The 23,559-nt window shown below is 69.8% G+C and carries 22 protein-coding genes; 21 read left to right on the top strand and 1 reads right to left on the bottom strand.

All coding sequences use genetic code 11. The features are described 5' to 3' along the window. Positions 1-26 precede the first annotated feature (26 nt). Positions 27-803, bottom strand: a complete 777-nt coding sequence (gene map, locus ACHWVH_RS06085) for a type I methionyl aminopeptidase (protein WP_017911155.1) — start codon at positions 801-803, stop codon at positions 27-29. 226 nt (positions 804-1,029) lie between these two features. On the opposite strand from map, the gene ACHWVH_RS06080 reads away from it, so the two are divergent. The 21 genes from ACHWVH_RS06080 to ACHWVH_RS05980 all read left to right on the top strand — a co-directional run bounded on the left by ACHWVH_RS06080 (position 1,030) and on the right by ACHWVH_RS05980 (position 23,368). Beyond that, positions 1,030-1,533 carry a spore coat U domain-containing protein gene (locus ACHWVH_RS06080; RefSeq protein ID WP_267094417.1) on the top strand — a complete coding sequence of 168 codons (504 nt, stop codon included), beginning with the start codon at positions 1,030-1,032 and terminating at the stop codon, positions 1,531-1,533. 14 nt (positions 1,534-1,547) lie between these two features. Beyond that, a complete protein-coding gene (locus ACHWVH_RS06075; protein WP_394686844.1) occupies positions 1,548-2,288 on the top strand; it encodes a molecular chaperone in 741 nt (246 codons plus the stop codon). Next, positions 2,239-4,608 (top strand): fimbria/pilus outer membrane usher protein, encoded by a 2,370-nt coding sequence (locus ACHWVH_RS06070; RefSeq protein WP_394686843.1) that lies wholly within the window; start codon positions 2,239-2,241, stop codon positions 4,606-4,608. The genes ACHWVH_RS06075 and ACHWVH_RS06070 overlap by 50 nt, the downstream gene beginning before the upstream one ends. Next, a complete protein-coding gene (locus ACHWVH_RS06065; protein WP_295927837.1) occupies positions 4,605-5,627 on the top strand; it encodes a spore coat U domain-containing protein in 1,023 nt (340 codons plus the stop codon). Before ACHWVH_RS06070 ends, ACHWVH_RS06065 begins: the two co-directional genes overlap by 4 nt. A gap of 82 nt (positions 5,628-5,709) precedes the next feature. Then, the gene (locus ACHWVH_RS06060; protein ID WP_152237623.1) at positions 5,710-6,030 is read left to right on the top strand and encodes a hypothetical protein; all 321 of its coding nucleotides are present in this window, start codon (positions 5,710-5,712) and stop codon (positions 6,028-6,030) included. A gap of 29 nt (positions 6,031-6,059) precedes the next feature. Continuing rightward, a complete protein-coding gene (locus tag ACHWVH_RS06055; RefSeq protein ID WP_394686842.1) occupies positions 6,060-6,761 on the top strand; it encodes a molecular chaperone in 702 nt (233 codons plus the stop codon). Between the two features lie 275 nt (positions 6,762-7,036). Beyond that, positions 7,037-7,834, top strand: a complete 798-nt coding sequence (gene rpsB / locus ACHWVH_RS06050; RefSeq protein WP_017908839.1) for a 30S ribosomal protein S2 — start codon at positions 7,037-7,039, stop codon at positions 7,832-7,834. Positions 7,835-7,985: 151 nt separating this feature from the next. Beyond that, on the top strand, positions 7,986-8,864 hold the full coding sequence (gene tsf / locus ACHWVH_RS06045; RefSeq protein ID WP_017908840.1) for a translation elongation factor Ts: 879 nt from the start codon (positions 7,986-7,988) through the stop codon (positions 8,862-8,864). Between the two features lie 118 nt (positions 8,865-8,982). Then, the gene (locus tag ACHWVH_RS06040; RefSeq protein WP_295927841.1) at positions 8,983-10,479 is read left to right on the top strand and encodes a GGDEF domain-containing protein; all 1,497 of its coding nucleotides are present in this window, start codon (positions 8,983-8,985) and stop codon (positions 10,477-10,479) included. An 81-nt stretch (positions 10,480-10,560) separates the two neighbouring features. Continuing rightward, complete coding sequence (gene pyrH / locus ACHWVH_RS06035) at positions 10,561-11,283, top strand: UMP kinase (RefSeq protein ID WP_010344040.1); 723 nt, start codon at positions 10,561-10,563, stop codon at positions 11,281-11,283. 195 nt (positions 11,284-11,478) lie between these two features. Beyond that, positions 11,479-12,036 carry a ribosome recycling factor gene (gene frr, locus ACHWVH_RS06030; RefSeq protein ID WP_152237379.1) on the top strand — a complete coding sequence of 186 codons (558 nt, stop codon included), beginning with the start codon at positions 11,479-11,481 and terminating at the stop codon, positions 12,034-12,036. A 38-nt stretch (positions 12,037-12,074) separates the two neighbouring features. Beyond that, on the top strand, positions 12,075-12,815 hold the full coding sequence (gene uppS / locus ACHWVH_RS06025) for a polyprenyl diphosphate synthase (RefSeq protein WP_160970844.1): 741 nt from the start codon (positions 12,075-12,077) through the stop codon (positions 12,813-12,815). Next, positions 12,812-13,636: a phosphatidate cytidylyltransferase gene (locus tag ACHWVH_RS06020; RefSeq protein WP_017908843.1), complete on the top strand. Its 825-nt coding sequence runs from the start codon at positions 12,812-12,814 to the stop codon at positions 13,634-13,636. The genes uppS and ACHWVH_RS06020 overlap by 4 nt, the downstream gene beginning before the upstream one ends. 4 nt (positions 13,637-13,640) lie before the next feature. Then, on the top strand, positions 13,641-14,846 hold the full coding sequence (gene dxr / locus ACHWVH_RS06015; RefSeq protein ID WP_150408999.1) for a 1-deoxy-D-xylulose-5-phosphate reductoisomerase: 1,206 nt from the start codon (positions 13,641-13,643) through the stop codon (positions 14,844-14,846). Positions 14,847-14,872: 26 nt separating this feature from the next. Further along, complete coding sequence (rseP, locus tag ACHWVH_RS06010) at positions 14,873-16,231, top strand: RIP metalloprotease RseP (protein ID WP_394686841.1); 1,359 nt, start codon at positions 14,873-14,875, stop codon at positions 16,229-16,231. 80 nt (positions 16,232-16,311) lie between these two features. Then, positions 16,312-18,732, top strand: a complete 2,421-nt coding sequence (bamA, locus tag ACHWVH_RS06005) for an outer membrane protein assembly factor BamA (protein ID WP_017908791.1) — start codon at positions 16,312-16,314, stop codon at positions 18,730-18,732. 339 nt (positions 18,733-19,071) lie between these two features. Next, positions 19,072-20,094 (top strand): UDP-3-O-(3-hydroxymyristoyl)glucosamine N-acyltransferase, encoded by a 1,023-nt coding sequence (gene lpxD / locus ACHWVH_RS06000; RefSeq protein ID WP_017908792.1) that lies wholly within the window; start codon positions 19,072-19,074, stop codon positions 20,092-20,094. Further along, positions 20,091-20,561 (top strand): 3-hydroxyacyl-ACP dehydratase FabZ, encoded by a 471-nt coding sequence (fabZ, locus tag ACHWVH_RS05995; RefSeq protein WP_010344048.1) that lies wholly within the window; start codon positions 20,091-20,093, stop codon positions 20,559-20,561. The genes lpxD and fabZ overlap by 4 nt, the downstream gene beginning before the upstream one ends. Before the next feature lie 19 nt (positions 20,562-20,580). Then, entirely contained in the window at positions 20,581-21,372 is a 792-nt protein-coding gene (gene lpxA, locus ACHWVH_RS05990; RefSeq protein ID WP_152237374.1) for an acyl-ACP--UDP-N-acetylglucosamine O-acyltransferase, read from the top strand. A 23-nt stretch (positions 21,373-21,395) separates the two neighbouring features. Continuing rightward, positions 21,396-22,679, top strand: a complete 1,284-nt coding sequence (gene lpxB, locus ACHWVH_RS05985; RefSeq protein ID WP_394686840.1) for a lipid-A-disaccharide synthase — start codon at positions 21,396-21,398, stop codon at positions 22,677-22,679. Then, the gene (locus ACHWVH_RS05980; RefSeq protein ID WP_193312663.1) at positions 22,676-23,368 is read left to right on the top strand and encodes a ribonuclease HII; all 693 of its coding nucleotides are present in this window, start codon (positions 22,676-22,678) and stop codon (positions 23,366-23,368) included. Before lpxB ends, ACHWVH_RS05980 begins: the two co-directional genes overlap by 4 nt. The last annotated feature ends 191 nt before the right edge of the window (positions 23,369-23,559 follow it).

The following is a 23,559-nucleotide window of genomic DNA, read 5'->3' as shown; positions in this document are numbered from 1 at the left end:
GGCATCGGCACCGGCCGGCAGCAGGCTCACGGTTCGCCGAGGCCGCCCGGCGACAGGGTCAGGACCTCCACCCCATCCTCGGTGACGGCGACCATGTGCTCCCATTGCGCGGAGAGCTTGCGGTCCTTGGTCACCACGGTCCAGCCGTCCGGCAGCACGCGGGTGTAGCGCGTGCCCTCGTTGATCATCGGCTCGATGGTGAAGGTCATGCCCGGCTTCAGCACCAGGCCGTCGCCCGGCCGGCCGTAGTGCAGCACCTGCGGTTCGTCGTGGTAGACCTTGCCGATGCCGTGGCCGCAGTACTCGCGCACCACGCTGAAGCGCTCGCTCTCGGCGTACTGCTGGATGGCATGGCCGACGTCGCCGAGCGTGGCGCCCGGCTTCACCGCGCGGATGCCGCGCCACATCGCCTCGTAGGTGGCCTCGATCAGGCGCCGCGCCATCACCGACGGCGTGCCCGCGCAGTACATGCGGCTGGTGTCGCCATGCCAGCCGTCCTTGATCACGGTGACGTCGATGTTGACGATGTCGCCGTCCTTCAGGACCTTGCCCTCGCTGGGGATGCCGTGGCAGATGACGTTGTTCACCGACGTGCACACGGTCTTCGGAAAGCCGCGATAGCCGACGTTGGCCGGCACCGCCCCCTGCACCTTGACGATATGGTCGTGGCAGATGCGGTCCAGCTCGGCGGTGGTGACGCCGGGCTTCACGTACGGGCCGATCAGGTCCAGTACCTCGGCGGCCAGGCGGCCGGCCACGCGCATCTTCTCGATGTCCTGCGGAGTTTTCAGATTGACGGTCATGGTCGTCATTATCGCTCATCCCGGCGCTGGCTGAACGCGCCGGACGCGTTGCCGGGTTTTTGGCACGCCGGCGCGGTCGCCGCTGCCTTCATCGCACTGAACACGGCACCCTGTGGCGGTCATCCCATGTGAAAACTGGATAACGATCCATAAATATGTGAACTGGCGCGCATTTTGCACTGGCAGTGGCACCGGCGGTTGTCCGCCCTCACCGAAGAACCCTGTCATGTACCTCTTCCATCGCGTTCTCGCCTTCATCGTGCTGTTCGCCGCCGGGACCGGCCTGGCCTGGGCCCAGTCCGACTCGCGCACCTTCAACGTCAAGATCCAGATCACCAGCGTCTGCGACATCCAGACCGCGCCCACCGACGTCGATTTCGGCAGCGTCAATTCCACCCAGACCGCGATCAACAGCACCGGCACCTTGAACGTGCGCTGCACCTCCGGCACGCCGTACAACATCGCGCTGAACGCCGGCTCCGGCTCCGGCGCCACGGTCACCACCCGCACCATGGGCAGTGCCGACGCCAGCAATACCGCACGCGTGCCGTACGCGCTGTACCGCAATGCCGCGCGCACCCAGAACTGGGGCTCGACCATCGGCACCGACACCCAGGCCGGCACCGGCAATGGTGCAGTGCAACCGATCACCGTCTACGGCCAGGTCGCCAGCACCAACTACCCTGCCGGTTCCTACAGCGACGTCGTCACCGCCACCGTCACCTGGTAACCGGAGCCGCCTGCATGCGTTCGCGACTGTCTTCCTTCCTGCGCCTGCCGGCGCTCGCCGCGCTGTGGCTGGCGGCGGCAGGCGCGGCTGTCGCCGCGAGCCTGCAGGTGGCGCCGACTTCGGTCTCGCTGCGCGCCGAGGAAACCGCGCAGGGCCTGTGGCTGAGCAACAGTGGCGACGTGCCGCTGCGCGCGCAGGTGCGCGTGTTCCGCTGGCAGCAGCGCGACGGCGAGGATGTGCTCGACCCAAGCGACCGCATCGCGCTCAGCCCGCCGATGCTGCAACTGGCGCCGCACGCGCGGCAACTGGTGCGGGTGATCCGCCTGGATCCCGCGCCCGCCGCCGGCGAGGACGCCTATCGCATCCTGGTCGACGAACTGCCCAGCCAGGATGCCGGCGGCAACGCCAGCGCCGGGCTGCAGTTCGTGCTGCGCTATTCGGTGCCGGTGTTCCTCAAGCCGGCCGCGACCACGGCGCCGGCACTGCGCGCGCGGCTGCTCCGCGACGGCGCGGGCGCGGCGCTGGAAGTGCGCAATGAGGGCAACGGCCACGCGCAGTTGGTGGACCTGCAGTTCGTCGCCGGCGACGGCCGCCGCAGCGCGATCGCCGAAGGCCTGGCCGGCTACGTGCTGCCGGGCCAGCGCAAGCGCTGGCCGCTGCCGGCGGCGCTGGCGCAGACCCAGGGAACGTTCGAGGCAAGGATCAATGGCGAGCCGCGCGCGCAGTCGCTGGTCGTGGACACCGCGGCGCCTTGAACTGCTGCTCGCGCTGTGGGTCGGCACTGCCGCACTCGCCGTCGCCCAGCCGCAGGTCCTGCCCCAGCCCCAGGCCGCGGCACCGGCGCAGGAGACCCTGTACCTGGAGGTCACCCTGAACCAGACCCGCCAGCCCGGCCTGTTCCAGTTCCAACGCGACGGCGAGCAACTGCGCGCCAGCGCCGCCACCCTGCGCCAGCTCGGCCTGCGCGTGGACGGCAGCGACGCCAGCGCGGCGATCGCCCTGGGCGACCTGGACGGCGTGCGCTTCCGCTACGACGCCAGCCTGCAGCAGGTGACGATCGACGCGCCGGTGGCGCTGCTGGACGTCGCCACCACCCGCATCGACGCGCGCGGCGGCGTGCCGTCGCTGCCGGCGACCAGTTCACCCGGCGCATTGCTCGACTACGACCTCTACGCCAGCCGCCAGGGCGGCGCTAGCAATCTCACCGCCAGTGGCGAGCTGCGCGTGTTCGGTCTGGGCCAGGGCCTGCTGCGGCAGTCCTTCGTCGGCCGCGTGTACCGCGAGCCGCAGCAGGACTGGCGTGCCCAGACGATCCGCCTGGACACGCAATGGCAATGGTCGCTGCCCGAGCGCATGACCAGCGTGGTGCTGGGCGACACCTTCAGCAGCAGCACCAGTTGGAGCCGCACCGTGCGCCTGGGCGGCGTGCGGGTGGGCAGCGACTTCGGCCTGCAGCCGTATCGCGCGATCACCCCGTTGCCGGAATTCCTCGGCGAAGTGGCGGTGCCGTCCAGCGTGGACCTGTACGTCAACGGCATCCGCCAGTACGGCGCGCAACTGCCGGCCGGGCCGTTCCAGCTGTCCGCCGCGCCGGGCGTGGACGGCGCCGGCAATGCCCAGGTGGTGATCACCGACGCCTACGGCCGCACCCGCTCGCTGGCCTTTCCGTTCTATGCGACCCAGGACTTGCTGGCCAGCGGCCTGACCGACTGGTCGCTGGCGCTGGGCCGGGTGCGCGAGGCGTACGGCGTCGCCGATTTCGCCTATGCCGGCGACACCGTCGGCAGCGCCAGCTGGCGGCGCGGCCTCGGCCCGCGCTTCACCGCCGAGGCGCACGCCGAGGCCGGCGCCGGCGTGCGCAATGCCGGGGTCGGCGGCCTGTGGCTGTTGCCGCGCGCCGGCGTGTTCGGCGCCTCGCTGGCGCACGGCGGTGCGGCCGGCCAGCAAGGCCTGCAGTACGCGCTGAGCTACCGCTGGAACAACGGCCGCTTCAACCTGGCGATGGATACCCAGCGCGCGCAATCCGGCTACCGCGACGTGGCCGCGCGCTACGGCGCCGCGCCGCCGCGGATCAGCGAGCGCGCCCTGTTCGGCAGCACCTGGGACGGCGTCGGCAACATCGCCCTGAGCTACGTGCGCCTGGCCTACCCCGACAGCGGCGACCAACGCTACGCCAGCCTGTTCTGGACCCGTGCCCTGCCGCGGCAGTCGTCGTTGAACCTGAGCGTCAACCAGAACCTGGACCAGGCCCGCGACCGCAGCGTGTACCTGGGCTGGTCGATCGCGCTGGACGGCCGCCGCCAGGCCGGCGTGGCCATGCAACGCATCGGCGAACGCACCAGTGCGACGGCCGACCTCAGCCAGGCGGCGGCCGCCGACGGCGGCAGCGGCTGGCGGCTGCAGGCGCGCGGTGGGCAGGACGGCGGCGGCGGCCTGGCCGAAGCCAGTTGGCGTGGCGACAGCGCCCGCTACGCCGGCGGCATCGCCAGCGCCGGCGGCCAGCGCTACGCCTACGCGGAAGCGTCGGGCGGCGTGGCCTGGATCGGCGGCGGCTGGTTCCCTGGCCGCGATCTCGACCAGGCCTTCGCCCTGGTCTCCACCGGCGGCGTCGCCGACGTGCCAGTGCTGCTGGAGAACCGGCCGATCGGCCGCACCGATGCGCGCGGCTTCCTGCTGGTCACGCCGCTGCTGGCCTGGCAGCACAACCGGCTGTCGATCGATCCGATGCGCTTGCCGCCCGAGTTGCGGCCGGAGCAGGTGGACCAGATCGTGGTACCGCGCGACCGCACCGGGGTGGTGGTGGCGTTCCCGATCCGCCGCAGCGACGGCGTGCTGGTGCAACTGCACGACGCCGCCGACGCGCCGCTGCCGGTTGGCAGCCTGGTGCATGGACCGGGCGTCGACACCTTGGTCGGCTACGATGGCCAGGCCTATGTGGAAGGGCTCGCGCCCGGCCGCAACGACCTGGAGGTGGACATGCAAGGAAGCCGCTGCCGGTTCCGGATCGAGCGCCCGACGCAGGCGCCGCCCACCCGGCTGGGTCCGCTGCGCTGCCTGTCGGAGCGCACGCCGTGAGCGCGCGCGCCTGGCGGATATGGCTGCCGGCGCTGCTGCTGGTGGCCGCGGCGCTGCTGCCGCAGCGCGCTGCCGCGACCACCACCTGTACCGCGCAGGCCACGGCGGTGAGCTTCGGCACCCTCTCCGACACCGCCGCCACCGACGCCACCGCACAGATCCTGGTGACCTGCCAGACCGGCGCGATCAGCGTGCTGGGCACGATCTACGTGCGCATGTGCCTGAACATCGGCGAGGGCGCGCAGGGTGCCGGCCTCGGCATCACCCCGCGGCGCATGCTCAACCCGCTCAACGACAGCCTCGGCTTCCAGCTCTACCGCGACAGCGCGCGCAGCCTGGTCTGGGGCAGCGCGCTGAGCGGTTCCACCCCACTGCAGGTGGACCTGACCTATTCGTCGCTGGCGACCGGCGGCAGCGGCACCGGCACCTACACCGTCTACGCGCGGGTGCCGTTGCAAAGCGGCATCGCCACCGGGACCTACCAGAACAGCTTCAGCGGCGTGTACACCAACCTGCAGTACCGCTACGACGAGCCGTTGGTCGGCAACCCCGCGGTGATTCCCACCTCCTGCACCACCGGCGGCAAGGGCGGCGGCACCTCGGTGCAGTTCCCGTTCGTGGCCAGCGCCACCGCCGCACCGACCTGCACCATCGCCAGCATCGCCGACCTGGACTTCGGCACCCAGTCCGGCCTGATCGACAACCCGCTGAACTACACCACCGTGCTCAGCATGAACTGCCGCTACCGCACCGCCTGGCAGGTGAGCCTGGACAATGGTCAGAACGCCAGCGGCAACGTGCGCCGCATGCGCAGCGCCAGCGGCCAGTACCTGACCTATGAGCTGTACCGCGACGCTGCGCGCACCCAACGCTGGGGCAGCACCCTGAATACCGATACCCAGACCGGCACCGGGACCGGCAGCGCACAGGCGCTGACCCTGTACGGGCAGGTCCCGGCCCGGCAGACGCCCGCCCCGGGCAGCTACAGCGACGTGGTCAAGGTCACCGTCACCTACTGAGGCCTGAACGGCGCCGTGGCGCCGGTCAAGTTGCCGGGGGGTCGGGCCGCTATTGGCTGTGTCCTCCCCGGAGTCCCGCTCGATGACTGCGCCGTTCCTGCGACCGCTGCTGCTGGCGAGCCTGTGCGTGGCCGGCGTCGACGCGGCGGCGCAACCCGCCGTCGGCACCGGCGGCGCGATGTTGCGGATCGGTATCCGTATCGAACGCAGTTGCGAGATCGGCGCCCCGGCGCGTCCGCAACCCGGGGCACTGCCGACGGTCGCCTGCAACCGCCCGCTGGCCTACCAGGTCAGCATCGACGGCACACCCGCGCCCGGCGCCGGCATGGCGTTGGCCTTGAGCCTGCCCGCCGCCGGCATCACGCCGCGCACGTCGGCGGGCTACGCCACGGTCGCGTTCTAGTGGGCCGCGCCCGCAGCGCGCGCGCGCGCTTGCTGCCAACGCTGCTGCTGGCGCTGGCCGGCAGTGCCGGCGCGGCCGGGGTGCGGATCAGCCCGACCCTGGTGCAACTGGCCCCCGGCGAGACCAGCACCGACATCTGGCTGAGCAATACCCAGGACCGCCGCTGGCAGGCGCAGGTCACGGTGTACCGCTGGCGGCAGACCGACGGGATGGACGACCTGGAGAGCAACGACGAGATCCGCGCCAGCCCGCAATCGATCGACATCCCGGCGCAGGGGCGGCAACTGCTGCGGCTGGTGCGTCCCGGACCGGCCAGCGCCGAGGAAAGCGCCTACCGCCTGGTGCTGGAGGAACGCCCCGCCCCAGCCGACCCGGCCGCACCGGCGCCCGCCGCGCCGGCCCCACCCTTGCTGCTGCGCTATTCGACCCCGGTGTTCCTGAGCCCGGCGGACCCGGCAGCCGCGCCGCGCCTCAGCGCCCACCTGAGCGCCGGCGCGCGCGGGCCGGAGCTGGTGGTGCACAACCGCGGCAGCGCCCACGCCCGGCTCAGCGACCTGAGCTTCGTCGGCGCCGACGGCCGCACCCTGCCCCTGTTCCCCAGTCTCTCCGGCTATGTCCTGGCCGGCGCCTACAAACGCTGGCCGCTGCCGGCCGCCGCGACCGCGCCCGGCGGCCACTTCGCGGCCAGGCTCGACGACCAGGCGCCGCTGCAGGCGCTGCCCGCCGAGTGAACCGCCCGGCACATTGCGCCAGCGGCCCCCGCCAGGTATAGTGCGCGGCTTCGTCGTGCCCGTCATGGGCCGATGGACCGTCCACGCCGGACGCACCGGCGAATTCACACCTGCCGCCATCGCCCGTGCCGGGGTGCTCCGCAAGGAGTTCGGCCACGGAGGCAGCAGGGAGGCCCAACCCCGGAATCGTCGTGCGGCCCGCAAGGCCGTCGTCATGCGCGCGCTTCACCCATTCCTGCCCGCGCACGGCCGGTTCCCCATCAGGAGTCACTGCAATGCCTCAGGTCACCATGCGTCAGATGCTGGAAGCCGGCGTCCACTTCGGCCACCAGACCCGCTACTGGAACCCCAAGATGGCGCCGTACATCTTCGGCGCGCGCGGCAAGATCCACATCATCAACCTCGAGAAGACGGTTCCGCTGTTCAACGACGCGATGAACTTCATCTCCAGCGTCGCGCAGAAGCGCGGCACCATCCTGTTCCTGGGCACCAAGCGCAGCGCCCGCGACGCGGTGAAGGAAGAAGCCGAGCGTTGCGGCCAGCCGTTCATGACCCAGCGCTGGCTGGGCGGCACGCTGACCAACTTCCGCACCGTCAAGCAGTCGGTGGCGCGCCTGAAGGAGCTGGAAGCGGCCGAAACCGACGGCACCTTCGACAAGCTGGTCAAGCACGAAGTGCTGACCCTGCGCCGCGAGCGCGACAAGCTGGAAGCCTCGCTGGGCGGCATCAAGGAAATGAACCGTCTGCCGGACGCCCTGTTCGTCATCGACATCGGCCATGAAGACATCGCCATCAAGGAAGCCAAGAAGCTCGGCATCCCGGTGATCGCGGTGGTCGACACCAACTACAACCCGGACCTGGTCGACTACGCCATCCCGGGCAACGACGACGCCATCCGCGCCGTGCAGCTGTACGCCCGTGCCGCCGCCGACGCCGTGCTGGAAGGCAAGGCCGCTGCGCCGAACGCCGCCAGCGTGCGCGAGGAAGAGTTCGCCGAGGGCGGCGACGACAAGGGCCGCGGCCCGCGCAAGAACGGCAAGAAGGCCGAAGAGACCGCTCCCGCCGCCGAGTAACCGGCGCGCCATGCGGCTGCGCGATCATGCGCAGCCGCCGCCCGGCGCGTTCGGCGCGCCCGGCTTCGCGAGCGCCGCCTGCGGCGCCCGCTTCCCAGATCTACCGGCCGGCCGCAAGCCGGCCTTTTCCCACCTTTCGTGAGGACATCCCGTGGAAATCACTGCTTCCCTGGTCAAGGAACTGCGCGAGCGCACAGGCGCCGGCATGATGGAGTGCAAGAAGGCACTCACCGAGAACGCCGGCAACATCGACAACGCCGCCGAGTGGCTGCGCAAGTCGGGCCTGGCCAAGGCCGACAAGAAGGCCGACCGCGTCGCCGCCGAAGGCCGCATCGCGATGGCGCAGGACGGCGGCAAGGCGGTCCTGGTCGAAATCAACTCCGAGACCGACTTCGTCGCCAAGGACAACAACTTCCTGGCCTTCACCGACGCCGTCGTCCAGGCCGCCCTGGCCTCCGGCGCCGCCGACGTCGAAGCGCTGAAGAGCGCCAAGCTGCCCAGCGGCGAGACCGTCGAGGAAGCCCGTGCCGCGGTCATCGCCAAGGTCGGCGAGAACGTGCAGGTGCGCCGCCTGGTGCGCATCGACAGCGCCAACAACGTCGCCGCCTACGTGCACGGCGGCCGCATCGGCGTGCTGGTCGAGGTCAAGGGCGGCGACGCCGACCTGGCCCGCGGCATCGCCATGCACATCGCGGCGATGAACCCGCCGCACGTCAAGGCCTCCGACGTCCCGGCCGAGTTCGTGGCCAAGGAAAAGGAAATCGAGCTGGCCAAGATGTCGGAGAAGGACAAGGCCAAGCCGGCCGACATCCTGGAGAAGATCATCAGCGGCAAGATCGCCAAGATCGTCAACGAGGTCACCCTGTACGGCCAGCCCTACGTGCTGAACACCGACCAGACCGTGGAGCAGGCGGTGAAGGCCGCCGGCGCCGACGTGGTCGGCTTCCAGCGCCTGGCGGTAGGCGAAGGCATCGAGAAGGTGGTGGAAGACTACGCCGCCGAAGTGATGAAGCAGGCCGGCCTGGCCTGATCCCGCTCCCGGGAAGAAAAGAGCCGCGCTTGTCGCGGCTTTTTTTTTACGGGTGTACGCTGCGCAGGCCGGGACAGGCCGCTCCCCCACCTCTCATTCCATGCCGTATCGGAAGTGCATGCATCCTGAACTCGAAGCGATCCTGAGTCACTCCCGCGACCTGCCCTCGCCCCCCGGCGTTGCCTTGCGCATCATCGAACTGGCGCAGGATGCGGACGTGGACCTGGCCGCGACCGCCGATGCGATCGCCATGGACATGGCACTGAGCGCGCGCATGCTGCGCATCGCCAATTCCCCGCTGTACGCCAGCCGACGCCGTGTCGACAACCTGGGCCAGGCGCTGACCATGCTCGGCCTCAACGCCGCGCTGAGCCTGGCGTTGGGCTTTTCGATGGTGCAGAGCCTGCGCGGCGGCAGCGGCGAGCCGCAGGAACGGCTGTGGCGACGCAGCGTGCTGGCGGCACTGGCCAGCCGCCTGCTCGGCCAGGCCGCCGGGCTGCGCAAGCACGAGGAACTGATGCTGGCCGGGCTGCTGCAGGACATGGGCGCACTGGCCCTGCTGCACGTCTGCCACGACCAGTACGCCGCCCTGCTGCACGAGGCGGCTGGCGATCCGCAACGGCTGAGCGCGCTGGAGCGCGAGCACCTGGGCGCCGACCGCGCGGAGGTCGGTGCCTGGCTGGCGCAGAAATGGAAGCTGCCCGCCTACCTGCAGCGCAGTATCGGCGGCGGCGGCACTGCCGGCGCCGCGACCGAACCCTTCGACATCTGCGTGCGCCTGTCCGGCGCCGTCGCCGACATCTGGCTCGGCGACGATCCTGAAGCCGCGCGCACCCACGCCATGCAGTGCGCCTATCGCGACCTGCAACTGGACAGCCGCCGCTTCGACGAGGTGGTGGGCCACATCGCCGAGGCGCTGCCGGCGGTCAGCCCGATCTTCGACGTGCGCATCGCGCAGCCGGAACGGGTCGACGCGATCATCAGCCATGCCCGCGAGCTGATGGTGCTGCGCAACCTGCGCGAAGTGCAGGAAGCCAACCGCGTGCGCCAGCGCGCCGACGAGTACGAGCAGCACGCACGGCGCCTGGCCGAACAGGCCAGCCGCGATGCCCTCACCGGCGTGTTCAACCGGCACCAGCTGGACACTTTGCTCAAGCAGCAGTTCGAACTGGCCAATCGCCACGACTGGCCGCTGTCGGTGGCCTTCATCGACCTGGACGATTTCAAGAAGATCAACGACGCGCACGGGCACCTGGTCGGCGACCAGGTCCTGCGCGCATTCGCGCAGACCCTGCAGCCGATGCTGCGCGCCAGCGACACCGTGGCGCGCTTCGGCGGCGAGGAATTCCTGGTGCTGTTGCCCAACACCGGCGAAGAGGCCGCGCTGGGCGTGATGCGGCGCATCCTCGCCGAGATCGCGCAGCGGCCGATGGCCGACACCAAGCAGGGGCCGCTGCGCATCAGCTTCTCCGCGGGCGTGGCCACCCAGGGCGGCCGCGAGCGTTTCAACAGCGCGCAGGAACTGCTGCAGGCGGCCGACGACATGCTGTACAGCGCCAAGCACGGCGGTCGCAATCGCGTCACCGCGCGCTCATGCGGAGAGGCGCAACGCTGAAGCATCGCCGGCGGCACAGACGCGCTGGCGCGCATCGGCTAAAATCGTGTGGTTTGCCCGTCATCCCCCAACGAGGTCGCCATGTCCCAGCTCGCCTATCGCCGTATCCTGTTGAAACTGTCCGGCGAAGCGCTGATGGGAGACGGGGACTACGGCATCGACCCGAAGATCATCAATCGCCTCGCCCATGAGGTGATCGAGGCGCAGCAGGCCGGCGCGGAGGTGGCGCTGGTGATCGGCGGCGGCAACATCTTCCGCGGCGCCGGCCTGGCCGCCAACGGCATGGACCGGGTCACCGGCGACCACATGGGCATGCTCGCCACCGTCATCAACGCGCTGGCGATGCAGGACGCGCTGGAAAAGCTCGGCGCCAAGGTGCGGGTGATGAGCGCGATCAAGATCAACGACGTGTGCGAGGACTTCATCCGCCGCCGTGCGATCCGCCACCTGGAAAAGGGCCGCATCGCGATCTTCGCCGCGGGCACCGGCAACCCCTTCTTCACCACCGACTCCGGCGCGGCACTGCGCGCGATCGAGATCGGTGCCGACCTGCTGCTGAAGGCGACCAAGGTCGACGGCGTGTACGACAAGGACCCGAAGAAGCACGCCGACGCCGTACGCTTCGACAGCCTGACCTACGACGAGGTCATCGCCCGCAACCTGGAAGTGATGGACACCGCCGCCTTCGCCCTGGCCCGCGACAGCGACCTGCCGCTGCGCATCTTCAACATGGGCCAGCCCGGCGAACTGCTGAAGATCCTGCGCGGCGCCGAGATCGGCACGTTGGTCAAAGGTCGGGGCTGAAAAGCCGGGAATCGGGAATCGGGAATCGGGAATCGCAACAGCGTTGCGCACTGCAACATTGGCGCCAGCCCCGATTCTCGCGCCACTGGCGTTCAGTCAGGCGCGCAGGGATCCGCCCTCGCCATTCCCCATTCCCGATTCCCCACTCCCAGCAGGCTATAATCGTCCGATTCAGATTCAGCACGGACACCGGCGATGCTCAACGAAATCAAGCAAGACGCACAGACCCGCATGGCCAAGAGCATCGACGCGCTGCGTCATACGCTCATCAAGGTGCGCACCGGGCGCGCGTCGACCGCCCTGGTCGAGCACCTGAAGGTCAACTACTACGGCTCGGAGATGCCGCTGAGCCAGGTCGCCAGCGTGGCCGTCGCCGACGCCCGCTCGCTGACCATCACCCCGTGGGAAAAGCAGATGGTCGGCGCGGTCGAGAAGGCGATCCTGGCCTCGGACCTGGGCCTGACCCCGAACACCGCCGGCACCACCATCCGCCTCAACCTGCCCGCGCTCACCGAGGAGCGCCGCCGCGAGCTGTCGAAGGTCGTGCATGGCGAAGGCGAGGACACCAAGGTCGCGATCCGCAACATCCGCCGCGACGCCAACCAGCAGGTCAAGGATCTGCTGAAGGACAAGAAGGTCACCGAGGACGAGGCCCGCGCCAGCGAGGACGACATCCAGAAGCTGACCGACAAGGCGATCAAGGACGTGGACGACGTGGTCAAGGGCAAGGAACAGGAACTGATGGCGGTCTGAGCCTGCGCCTGCCGGCCATGCCTTCCGACCCCGTCCCCATGTCCCTGCCCCGCCACCTGGCCATCATCATGGATGGCAACGGCCGCTGGGCGCAGCGCCGCCGCCGGCCGCGCGTGATCGGCCACCGCGCGGGCGCCCGCGCGGTCAACCGCACCATCGACTTCTGCCTGGAGCGCGGCATCGGCGCGCTGACCCTGTTCGCCTTTTCCAGCGAGAACTGGGGGCGTCCGCAGGAGGAAGTGGACGCGTTGATGAAGCTGTTCCTGCACGCGCTCGACCGCGAGGTCGAGGAGTTGCAGCGGCGCGGCGTGCGCGTGCGCTTCATCGGCGACCGCTCGCGCTTCGCGCCGTCGCTGTGCGAGCGCATGGCCCAGGCCGAGGCGCGCACCCGCGACAACCAGGCCCTGCACCTGTCGATCGCCGCCAGCTACGGCGGCCGCCAGGACATCGCCCTGGCCGCGCGCGCGCTGGCCGAGGACGTCGCCGCCGGGCGCCTGCGCCCGGAGCAGATCGACGAGGACGCGCTGTCGGCGCGCATGGCGCTGGCCGACCTGCCGCCGCCGGACCTGTTCATCCGCACCGGCGGCGACCTGCGCATCAGCAACTTCCTGCTGTGGCAGTTGGCCTACACCGAACTGTGGTTCACCGAGACCCTCTGGCCCGAGTTCGGCCCCGAGGTGCTGCAACAAGCCCTGGACGACTACGCCCGCCGCGAGCGGCGTTTCGGCCTCACCAGCGCGCAGGTCGCCGAAGCGGCGACGGAGAACGTTTCCGCATGACCCGTACCCGCGTCATCGCCGCGTTGATCATGGCCCCGCTGGCCATCTGCGCCATCCTGCTGCTGCCGACCCAGTGGCTGGTCGCACTGGCCGCCTTGATCTTCCTGATCGGCCTGTGGGAATGGCTGAAGCTGGCCGAGGTCGACGACACCCTGCCGCGCACCATCCTGCTGATGCTCAACCTGCTGCTGATGGTGCTGCTGGTGTGGGCCTCGGCCGGCTCGCTGGTGCTGTTCCAGCTGACCACCCTGATCGGCGCCGGCTGGTGGTGCGTGGCCTTGCTGTGGCTGGGCTTCTACCGCTTCGGCTCCGACCACGCCACCTATGCGCGGGTGTTCAAGCTCGCCGCCGGCACCCTGGCGATCGTGCCGGCCTGGGCCGCCCTGGGCCTGATCCACGCCAGCGAGCCGAACGGCCACCGCTGGCTGCTGACCGCGCTGGCGACGGTGTGGGCCGCCGATTCCGGCGCCTATTTCGCCGGCCGCCAGTTCGGCAAGCACAAGCTCGCGCCGCGGATCAGCCCCAACAAGACCGTGGAAGGCCTGGTCGGCGGCCTGCTGGCCGGCCTGATCGTGGCCGCCGGTTTCGGCTGGCTGGCCGGGGTGACCCTGCCGCACCTGCCCGGGCTGCTGATCGTGGCCGCGGTCAGCGTGCTGGCCTCGGTGGTCGGCGACCTGTTCGAGAGCCTGCTCAAGCGCCACGTCGGCGCCAAGGACTCGGGCAACGTGATTCCCGGTCACGGCGGCGTGCTGGACCGGATCGACGGCGTGCTGGCGGCGCTGCCGATCTTCGCACTGGGCAAGGACATCTTCGGGTTCTGAGCCAGTGAACACGCAACGCAGCAAGACCCCAGCGGTCCGCACCATCGCCGTGCTCGGCGCCACCGGCTCGATCGGCGCCTCGGCGCTGGACGTGATCGCGCGCCATCCGCAGCGCCTGCGCGCCGGCGTGCTGGCCGCCGGGCGCAACGTCGACGCGCTGCTGGCGCTGTGCGCCACGCACCGTCCCGCGCATGCGGTGATCGCCGATCCGGCGCTGTACCCGGCGCTGCGCGACGGCCTGCGCGCGGCCGGGCTGTCGACCCAGGCGCATGCCGGCGACGCCGCACTGGACCAACTGGTGGCCAGCGACGCCTGCGACAGCGTGGTCGCCGCCATCGTCGGCGCGGCCGGCCTGGCCTCGACCCTGGCCGCGGCCCGCGCCGGCAAGCGTCTGCTGCTGGCCAACAAGGAAGCGCTGGTGCTGGCCGGCGAACTGGTCACCGCCGCGGCGGCCGCGGCCGGCGCCGAGATCATCCCGATCGACAGCGAGCACAACGCCATCTTCCAGTGCCTGCGCTCGCGCCAGACCGGCGCCGAAGTCCGGCGGGTGCTGCTGACCGCCTCCGGCGGCCCGTTCCGCGGCTGGGACCGCGCGCGCCTGCAGGCGGTGACCCCGGCGCAGGCCGTGGCGCACCCGAAGTGGTCGATGGGGCCGAAGATCTCCGTCGATTCGGCGACGTTGATGAACAAGGGCCTGGAAGTGATCGAGGCCCACCACCTGTTCGCGCTGGCGCCCGAGCGCATCGAGGTGCTGGTGCACCCGCAGAGCCTGGTGCATTCGCTGGTCGAGTTCATCGACGGTTCGACCCTGGCGCAGATGGGCCTGCCGGACATGCGCACCACCCTGGCGGTGGGCCTGGGCTGGCCGGACCGCATCGCCTCCGGGGTCGCCGGGCTGGACCTGCTGACGCAGGGCCGGCTGGATTTCGAGGCGCCGGACCTGGACGCTTTCCCCTGCCTGGGCCTGGCCTGGCGCGCGATGCAGGCCGGTGGCAGCGCCCCGGCGATCCTGAACGCGGCCAACGAAGTGGCTGTTTCAGCCTTTCTTCAGGGCCGGATCGGTTTCCTATCGATTCCTGCGCTGGTCGAGAACGCCCTGACCGAGCTGCCTGCGGTCGCGGCCGATTCCCTGGACGCGTTGCTGGCGGCGGATGCGCACTCGCGCAAGATCACCGAACTCGCCATTGCCCGCCACTTCGCCCATGCTTGATCCCCACGCCGCCATGAGCCACGCGCATGGGTAATGTCGTCGGCTCCATCTGGTGGATGCTGGTCAGCCTGGGCATCCTGGTGACCTTCCACGAGTTCGGCCATTTCTGGGTCGCCCGCCGCTGCGGGGTCAAGGTGCTGCGCTTCTCGGTGGGCTTCGGCAAGCCGCTGTGGTCGCGCTACGACCGCCACGGCACCGAGTTCGCGATCGCCGCGATTCCGCTCGGCGGCTACGTGAAGATGCTCGACGAACGCGAGGGCGAGGTGGCCCCTGCCGAGCGCGCGCAGGCCTTCAACAACAAGAGCGTGTGGCAGCGCATCGCCATCGTCGCCGCCGGCCCGATCGCCAACCTGATCCTGTGCGTGGCGTTCCTCTGGGCGATGTTCGTGATCGGCAAGCAGGACTACGCGCCCATCGTCGGCCGCGCCGAGGGCCTGGCGCAGCAGGCCGGATTCCAGCCCGGCGAGCGCATCGTCCGCGTCGGCGACCGCGACGTCGCCACCTGGAGCGAGGCCGCCATGCAGTTGACCGTCGCCGCCATGGACCGCGAGGACGTGCCGGTGCAGACCGAGGACGCGCAGGACGGCGCCAGCCATACCCGGACCCTGCGCCTGTCGCAGCTGCCGGTCGGCTTCGACGAGCAGCAGGTGCCGGCCCTGGCCGGCCTGACCTGGCGCTTCACCCTGCAGCCGGCGGTCATCGCCAACGTCACCGCCGGCTCGGCCGCCGACGGCGTGCTGCGCCCCGGCGACCGCGTGCTGGCGGTGGACGGCACCCCGATCACCAGCGCCGACCAGGTCGCGCCGCAGGTGCAGGCCCTGGGCCGCGGCGGCGGCAACGGCCTGATCGAGGTCGAGCGCAACGGCGAGCGCCTGGCCCTGGACGTCCATCTCAAGCAGGCCGCCGGCCCCGGCGCGCCGCGCTGGACGCTGGGCGTGGCCATCGGCGAGCAGCGCCGCCCGGCCTACGACGCCACCCTGCGCTACGGCCCGCTGGCGGCGATCCCGGTCTCCTTCCGCGAGACCGGCCGGCTGGCCGGCGACACGCTCGGCATCCTGCGCCGCATGCTGACCGGCGAGGCCTCGCTGAAGAACGTGTCCGGCCCGATCACCATCGCCAAGGTCGCCAACGTCTCGGCCAAGCAGGGCCCGGACTGGTTCCTGAATTTCCTGGCGCTGCTGTCGCTGAGCCTGGCGATCATGAACCTGCTGCCGATCCCGATCTTGGACGGCGGGCACTTGCTGTATTACCTTATCGAGTTGGTCAAGGGCAGCCCGCTGAGCGAGCGCGCCATGGCGGCGGGGCAATTCGTGGGCCTGACGTTGCTGGCAGGACTGATGGGGTTGGCGTTCTACAACGACCTCTTCGGCCAGGCCCTGCGATGACCCGCGCCGATCCACTCGACCCGCTGTCGTCTTGCGCCGGCGCCCATGCAACAACGATATCGACCTCTACCGGACGTGACATGACGAGATTTCCCACTCGCCGCCTGCTTGCCCTCGCCCTCGCCGCCAGCCTCAGCCTGCCGGCCCTGGCCCAGGTAGCGGAGCCCTTCACCGCCAGCGACATCCGCGTCGACGGGCTGCAACGCATTTCGTCCGGCACCGTGTTCACCTACCTGCCGGTGGAACGCGGCGACACCGTGGACGAGGCCAAGGTCGCCGAGGCGATCCGTGCCCTGTACCGCACCGGCTTCTTCGAGGACGTGCGCGTCGACCGCCAGGGCAACATCCTGGTGGTCACGGTCAAGGAGCGCCCGGCGATCAACAAGCTGACCGTCACCGGCAACAAGGACATCAAGAGCGAGGAACTGCTCAAGGGCCTGTCCGACATCGGCCTCAGCGAAGGCGGCACCTTCGACCGGCTGAGCCTGGACCGGGTGACCCAGGAGCTGACCCGCCAGTACAACAACCGCGGCAAGTACAACGTCGAGATCACCCCGACGGTGAGCCCGCTGGACCGCAACCGCGTCGACGTGGCCATCGCGATCAAGGAAGGCAAGGCGGCCAAGATCCGCCACGTCAACCTGATCGGCACCGAGAAATTCCTCAACAAAGACATCCTGGAGAACTGGGAGTCGCGCGAGCACAACTGGCTGTCCTGGTACCGCCGCGACGACCAGTACTCCAAGGAAAAGCTGTCCGGCGACCTGGAGAAGCTCAACTCCTGGTACCTGGACCGCGGCTACGTCGACTTCAGCGTCGACTCCACCCAGGTGGCGATCAGCCCCGACAAGCGCGACATGTACCTGACCGCCGGCATCACCGAAGGCGAGCAGTACAAGATCTCCGACATCAAGGTCACCGGCGACACCATCCTGCCGCAGGAAGAGATCGAGAAGCTGGTGATCCCCAAGGCCGGCGACACCTTCTCGCGCGCGCTGCTGGAATACAGCTCCGACGCCATCACCAACACCCTGAGCAACATCGGCTACGCCTTCGCCAAGGTCACCCCGATCCCGACCACCGACCGCGAGAAGCGCACGGTGGCGGTGAACCTGCAGGTGACCCCGGGCCCGCGCGTGTCGGTGCGGCGCATCGTGTTCCGCGGCAACACCCGCACCTCCGACGAAGTGCTGCGCCGCGAAATGCGCCAGTTCGAGGACACCTGGTACTCGCAGGCGGCGATCGACCGCTCCAAGATCCGCCTGCAGCGCCTGGGTTATTTCGAGTCGGTGGACGTGGAAACCCCGCCGGTGCCGGGCAGCAACGACAAGGTCGACGTGGTCTACAACGTCAAGGAGACCACCTCGGGCAGCTTCACCTTCGGCCTAGGCTATTCGCAGACCTACGGCGTCACCACCTCGGTGCAGCTGTCGCAGAACAACTTCCTCGGCGGCGGCAACCGCGTCGCGGTGGACGCCTCGCGCAGCAGCTACCAGGAGCGCTACGCGTTCTCCTACACCAACCCGTTCTTCACCGACGACGGCGTGTCGCTGGGCTACAACCTGTCCTGGCGCAAGCTGGACTACTCCGACTTCGGCACCGCGCAGTACAACAGCACCAACGGCGCGGCGCAGGTGATCTTCGGCGTGCCGATCACCGAGACCGACAGCGTCTCGCTGATGTTCGGCGTGGACAGCAACCAGATCACCACCTATCCGGGTTTCACCCCGCAGGCGATCATCAACTACATCGACGCGATCGGGACCAAGACCTTCCATGCCTGGCGCAGCGAGCTCGGCTGGGCGCGCGACACCCGCAACGACTACTTCATGCCCACCCGCGGCATGTACCAGCGTGTGGGCCTGGAAGCCACCCTGCCCGGTTCGACCGTGGAGTACTGGAAGCTCAACTACCAGATCTCCAAGTACTGGCCGATCTCGCCGGCGCTGGTGCTCAACACCCGCGCGGAGTTCGGCTACGGCGACAGCTACGGCAGCGACGTGTCGCGCGACATCTGCGGCACCTACACCAGCGATGCGCAAGGCACGACGACCTACAACCCGCAGGCCTGCAACGGCTCCAACCTGATCCGCAGCGTCACCGCCTCGGGCCTGCCGTTCTACGAGAACTTCTACGCCGGCGGCACCAACTCGGTCCGCGGCTTCGAGGACAACACCCTCGGCCCGCGCTCGGAGGCCACCGCCTCGTACCGCCGCGGCCAGCCGCTGGGCGGCTCGTTCAAGACCGTGGGCTCGGCGGAAATGTACTTCCCGAAGCTGTTCGACAGCCCGTCGGCGCGCATTTCGGCGTTCGTGGACGTCGGCAACGTGTTCAATGGCGTGGACAACTTCAAGTCCAACCAGTTGCGCGCCTCCACCGGTATCGCCCTGCTGTGGCGGGCCCCGGTCGGCCCGATCTCGATCAGCTATGCGATTCCGTTGAAGAAGGAAGACAACGACGAGATCGAGCGCCTGCAGTTCACCTTTGGTGGACAGTTCTAAAAGAACTGCCCACCCGCTGCCAGGGCTGCGCCCCTGGCAGCCAGGTTTTCGCTGCGCGAAAACCTGCTGGGGCTTGGCTTGCCTAATCCCCGCGCCTGTCGGCGCGCCCCGAGCGCGTCACCGCATTCGCGCTGACGCCCCACGATTCGCATTGCGAATCGCGGGCCCCGGCTCATCACTCTCCGAATCCCCGCGCCTTCGGCGCGCCCCCTTTACCAAAGGGGGCTTTGCTCCAGTCGGTTAATCGTGACCTGTCCGGGATAGCGTTGCGAGAGCGGCGCGCTCGCCCTACGCGGGCGTACGTATGACCGTGCTGGTGGCACACGGTAGAATCTCCCGGTGAATACTTCGACCTATACCGCTGACGAGATCGCCGAGCGTTTCGGCCTGCAGGTGCATGGCGACGGCAGCGTCGCGGTGCGCGGCGTGGCCACGCTGGCGCAGGCCGGCCCGGGACAGCTCAGCTTCCTGGCCAATCCCCGCTATCGTGCGCAACTGGCCGACAGCACGGCGGCGATCGTGGTGCTGCGTGCCGACGATGCCGAGGCCGCGCCCGGCACCGCGCTGATCGCGCGCGATCCGTACGTCGCCTTCGCCAAGATCGCCGCGCTGTTCGACGTGGCCCCGCTGCGACCGCCCGGCATCCATCCCAGCGCCAGTATCGATCCCAGCGCGCAGGTCGCGCCCGGCGCGCACATCGGCGCGTTCGTCAGCATCGGCGCGCGCAGCGTCATCGGCGAGGGCTGCGTGATCGGCCCCGGCTGCGTGATCGGCGAGGACTGCCAGGTGGGCGCCGGCAGCGAACTGATCGCCCGCGTCACCCTGGTCACCCGGGTGCGTCTGGGCCAGCGCGTGCGTGTGCATCCCGGTGCGGTGCTCGGCGCCGATGGGTTCGGCCTGGCGATGGACGCCGGCCGCTGGATCAAGGTGCCGCAGCTCGGCGGCGTCCGCATCGGCGACGATTGCGAGATCGGCGCCAACACCTGCGTGGACCGCGGCGCGCTGGAAGACACCACCCTCGAAGAAGACGTGCGCCTGGACAACTTGGTGCAGGTCGCGCACAACGTGCACATCGGCGCGCACAGCGCCATCGCCGGCTGCACCGGCATCGCCGGCAGCGCCAAGATCGGCCGCTACGTGATGCTCGGCGGCGCGGTCGGCGTGGTCGGCCACCTGGAGATCTGCGACAAGGTCGTGGTCACCGGCAAGTCGGTCGTGCGCAACTCCATCCACGAGCCGGGCGAGTACTCGTCCGGCACCCCATTGACCGACAACCGCACGTGGCGCAAGAACGCCGCGCGCTTCAAACAGCTCGATGCCCTGGCCCGTCGCATCCTGTCTGTCAGCAAGGAGAAGGAATGAGCCACGATCAGCCCCTGCCGGACGCCACCCTGCCGGACATCAACCAGATCCGCGCACTGCTCCCGCACCGCTACCCGTTCCTGCTGGTGGACAAGGTGGTCTCGCTGGATTTCGAGAACCGCCGGATCGTCGCGCACAAGAACGTCAGCATCAACGAGCCGTATTTCCAGGGCCATTTCCCCGGCCAGCCGATCATGCCCGGCGTGCTGATCATCGAGGCGCTGGCGCAGGCCGGCGGCATCCTGACCCAGCTGGCGATGGGCCGCGACGCGCAGTCCAAGCTGTTCTACATGGTCAAGGTCGACAACGCCCGCTTCAACAGCCAGGTGGTGCCCGGCGACGTGCTGGAGCTGCATGTGGAAATCAAGCGGGTGATCCGCAACATGGCGGTGTACTACGGCGAGGCCAAGGTCAACGGCAAGGTCGTGGCCTGCGCCGAAGTGCTGTGCGCCGGCACCCGCGAATGACCCTGGCAGGAGACCTGCGATGAGCGCCAACGCTCCCCTGATTCACCCCTCCGCGATCATCGATCCCGGCGCGAAACTCGCCGCCAACGTGCGCGTCGGCGCCTTCACCGTGATCGGCGCCGAGGTGGAGATCGGCGAAGGCTGCGAGATCGGCTCGCATTGCAGCATCGTCGGCCCGACCCGGCTCGGCCGCGACAACCGCCTGGTCGGCCACGTCGCGCTCGGCGGCGACCCGCAGGACAAGAAGTTCGCCGGCGAACGCACCGAACTGGTGATCGGCGACCGCAACGTGATCCGCGAGTTCGTCACCGTCAGCCGCGGCACCGGCAGCGGCGGCGGCATCACCCGCGTGGGTAGCGACAACTGGTTCCTCGCCTACACCCACGTCGCCCACGACTGCATCGTCGGCAACCATTGCGTGTTCTCCAACAACACCACCCTGGCCGGGCACGTGGAAGTGGGCGACCACGTGATCATCAGCGGCTTCGCCGGCGCGCACCAGTTCTGCCGCATCGGCGATCACGCCTTCCTCGGCATGGGCGCGCTGATCAACGGCGACGTGCCGCCGTTCACCATGGTCGGCGGCAATTCCCTGGGCCGCCCGCGCGGCATCAACAGCGAAGGCCTGAAGCGCCGCGGCTTCGATCCCGAGCGCGTGGCCGCGATCAAGCGCGCCTACCGCGCGCTGTACGTGGCCGGCCTGCCGCTGGCCGAGGCCAAGCACCAGTTGGCGGTGCTGGCCGAAGGCAGCGAGGACGTGCGCGCGATGCTGGAGTTCATCGAATCCAGCGAGCGGCCGTTGTTGCGATGAATGCCGGGAATGGGGAATGGGGAATGGGGAATGGGAAGAGCGGTCGCCCGCCCGGCCCCAGCCCCGCTGTTGCTTCAACCATTCCCCATTCCCCATTCCCCATTCCCCGCGCAGCGAAGCTGCGCATCGCCCTGGTCGCCGGCGAAGCCTCCGGCGACCTGCTGGGCGCGGGGCTGATCGAGGCGTTGCGCGCGCGCTATCCCGACGCGGAGTTCGCCGGGGTCGGGGGCGAGGCGATGCGCCAGGCCGGGTGCCAGACCTGGTTCGACGCCAGCGAGCTGGCGGTGATGGGCCTGCTGGAAGTGCTGCGGCACCTGCCGCGCCTGCTGAAGCTGCGCCGCGCGCTGCGCGAGCGGCTGCTGGCCTGGCGCCCGGACGTGTTCGTCGGCATCGATGCGCCCGACTTCAACCTGGGCGTGGAGCGCTGGCTGAAGCAGCGCGGGCTGCGCACCGTGCATTACGTCAGTCCATCGGTATGGGCCTGGCGCGAGCAGCGCGCGGCCAAGATCGGCGCCAGCGCCGACAGGGTGCTGTGCCTGTTCCCGATGGAGCCGCCGATCTACGCCAAGCACGGCGTGGACGCGCGCTTTGTCGGCCACCCCATGGCCGATGCGATCGCGCTGCACGAAGACCGCGGCGCGGCGCGTGCGTCCCTGGGCGTGGCCGCCGACGTGCCGGTGCTGGCGGTGTTGCCGGGCAGCCGCCTGGGCGAGATCGGCAAGCTCGGCGACACCTTCTTCGCCGCTGCCGCGCAGGTGCTGCAGCAGCTTCCGGACGCGCGCGTGCTGGTGCCGGCCGCCAATGCCGCGTGCAAGGCGCTGATCGAAGAACAACTCGCGCGCTCGGCCTTGCCGGCGGCCGCCACCCAGGTGCTGGACGGCCACGCCCGCACCGCGCTGCTCGCCGCCGATGCGGTGCTGCTGGCCTCCGGCACCGCGACCCTGGAAGCCATGCTGGTGAAGCGGCCGATGGTGGTCGGCTACAAGGTCGCCCCGCTCACCTACCGCATCGTCAAGGCGCTGGGCCTGCTGAAGGTGGACCGCTACGCCCTGCCCAACATCCTCGCCGGCCACGACCTGGCGCCGGAGCTGATGCAGGACGCCTGCACCCCCGACGCCCTGGCCGCCGCGCTGCTGCACTGGCTGCGCAACCCGCAGGCGGTGGCGGCGCTGCAGCCCGAATACGAACGCCTGCACCTGCTGCTGCGCCAGGACGCCTCGGCGCGCGCGGCCGATGCGGTGCTCGAATTGCTGGAGGGCCGGGAATCGGGAATCGGGAATCGGGAATCGACAGGAGCAACGGCATGAAGCGCTCCCTTCCCCCGCCGTCGCCGCAGCAGTCGCTTTTGTCCCATTCCCCATTCCCCACTCCCGATTCCCGGCTCTATGCCGGCGTCGACGAAGCCGGCCGCGGCCCCCTGGCCGGGCCGGTGGCGGTGGCGGCGGTGGTGTTCGATCCGGCGCGTACCCGCATCAACGGGCTGGACGATTCCAAGCAGCTGACCGCGGCGCGGCGCGAGACGCTGTATGCGCGCATCGTCGAGCGCGCGCTGGCCTGGCAGGTGGTGCTGATCGAGGCCGAGGAGATCGACCGGCTGAACATCTACCAGGCGACCATGCTGGGCATGCGCCGCGCGGTCGAGGGCGTGGCCCACGTGGCCGGCTTCGCCCGCATCGACGGCAACCGCGTGCCCAAGGGTCTGCCCTGCGCCGCCGAGGCGCTGGTCGGCGGCGATGCCCGCGACCGCGCGATCATGGCCGCCTCGATCGTGGCCAAGGTCACCCGCGACCGGATCATGCAGCGCCTGCACGACGAACACCCGCACTACGGCTTCGACCTGCACAAGGGCTACGCCACCCCGGCGCACCTGGCCGCACTGGCCGCGCACGGCCCCTGCATCCATCACCGGCGCAGCTTCGCGCCGGTGCGGATGGCCCTGAAAAGCCGGGACCCGGAGCCCGGGACCCGGGACCCGGAACGGCAACTGGTCGCATAGGCTCCGAATTCGACGCCACTTACCGGTGTCCACGCCGATCACGCGATGCTCCCAAGCACGTGCGCGGACGGCAGTCCTGGCTTTTGCTTTTCCGGGTCCCGGGCCCCGGGTCCCCGGTCCCGCCTCTTCCACCTGTCAAGCCTTGCCCGGCTCGCCCCCCGCCGCTACCCTGCCCGGGCATCGCTCTGGTT

Source organism: uncultured Xanthomonas sp., from assembly GCF_964278005.1.
Classification (GTDB): Bacteria; Pseudomonadota; Gammaproteobacteria; order Xanthomonadales; family Xanthomonadaceae; genus Xanthomonas_A; species Xanthomonas_A sontii.
The sequence above is the reverse complement of the archived record's forward strand: the minus strand, read 5'-3'. Positions and strand labels throughout refer to the sequence as shown.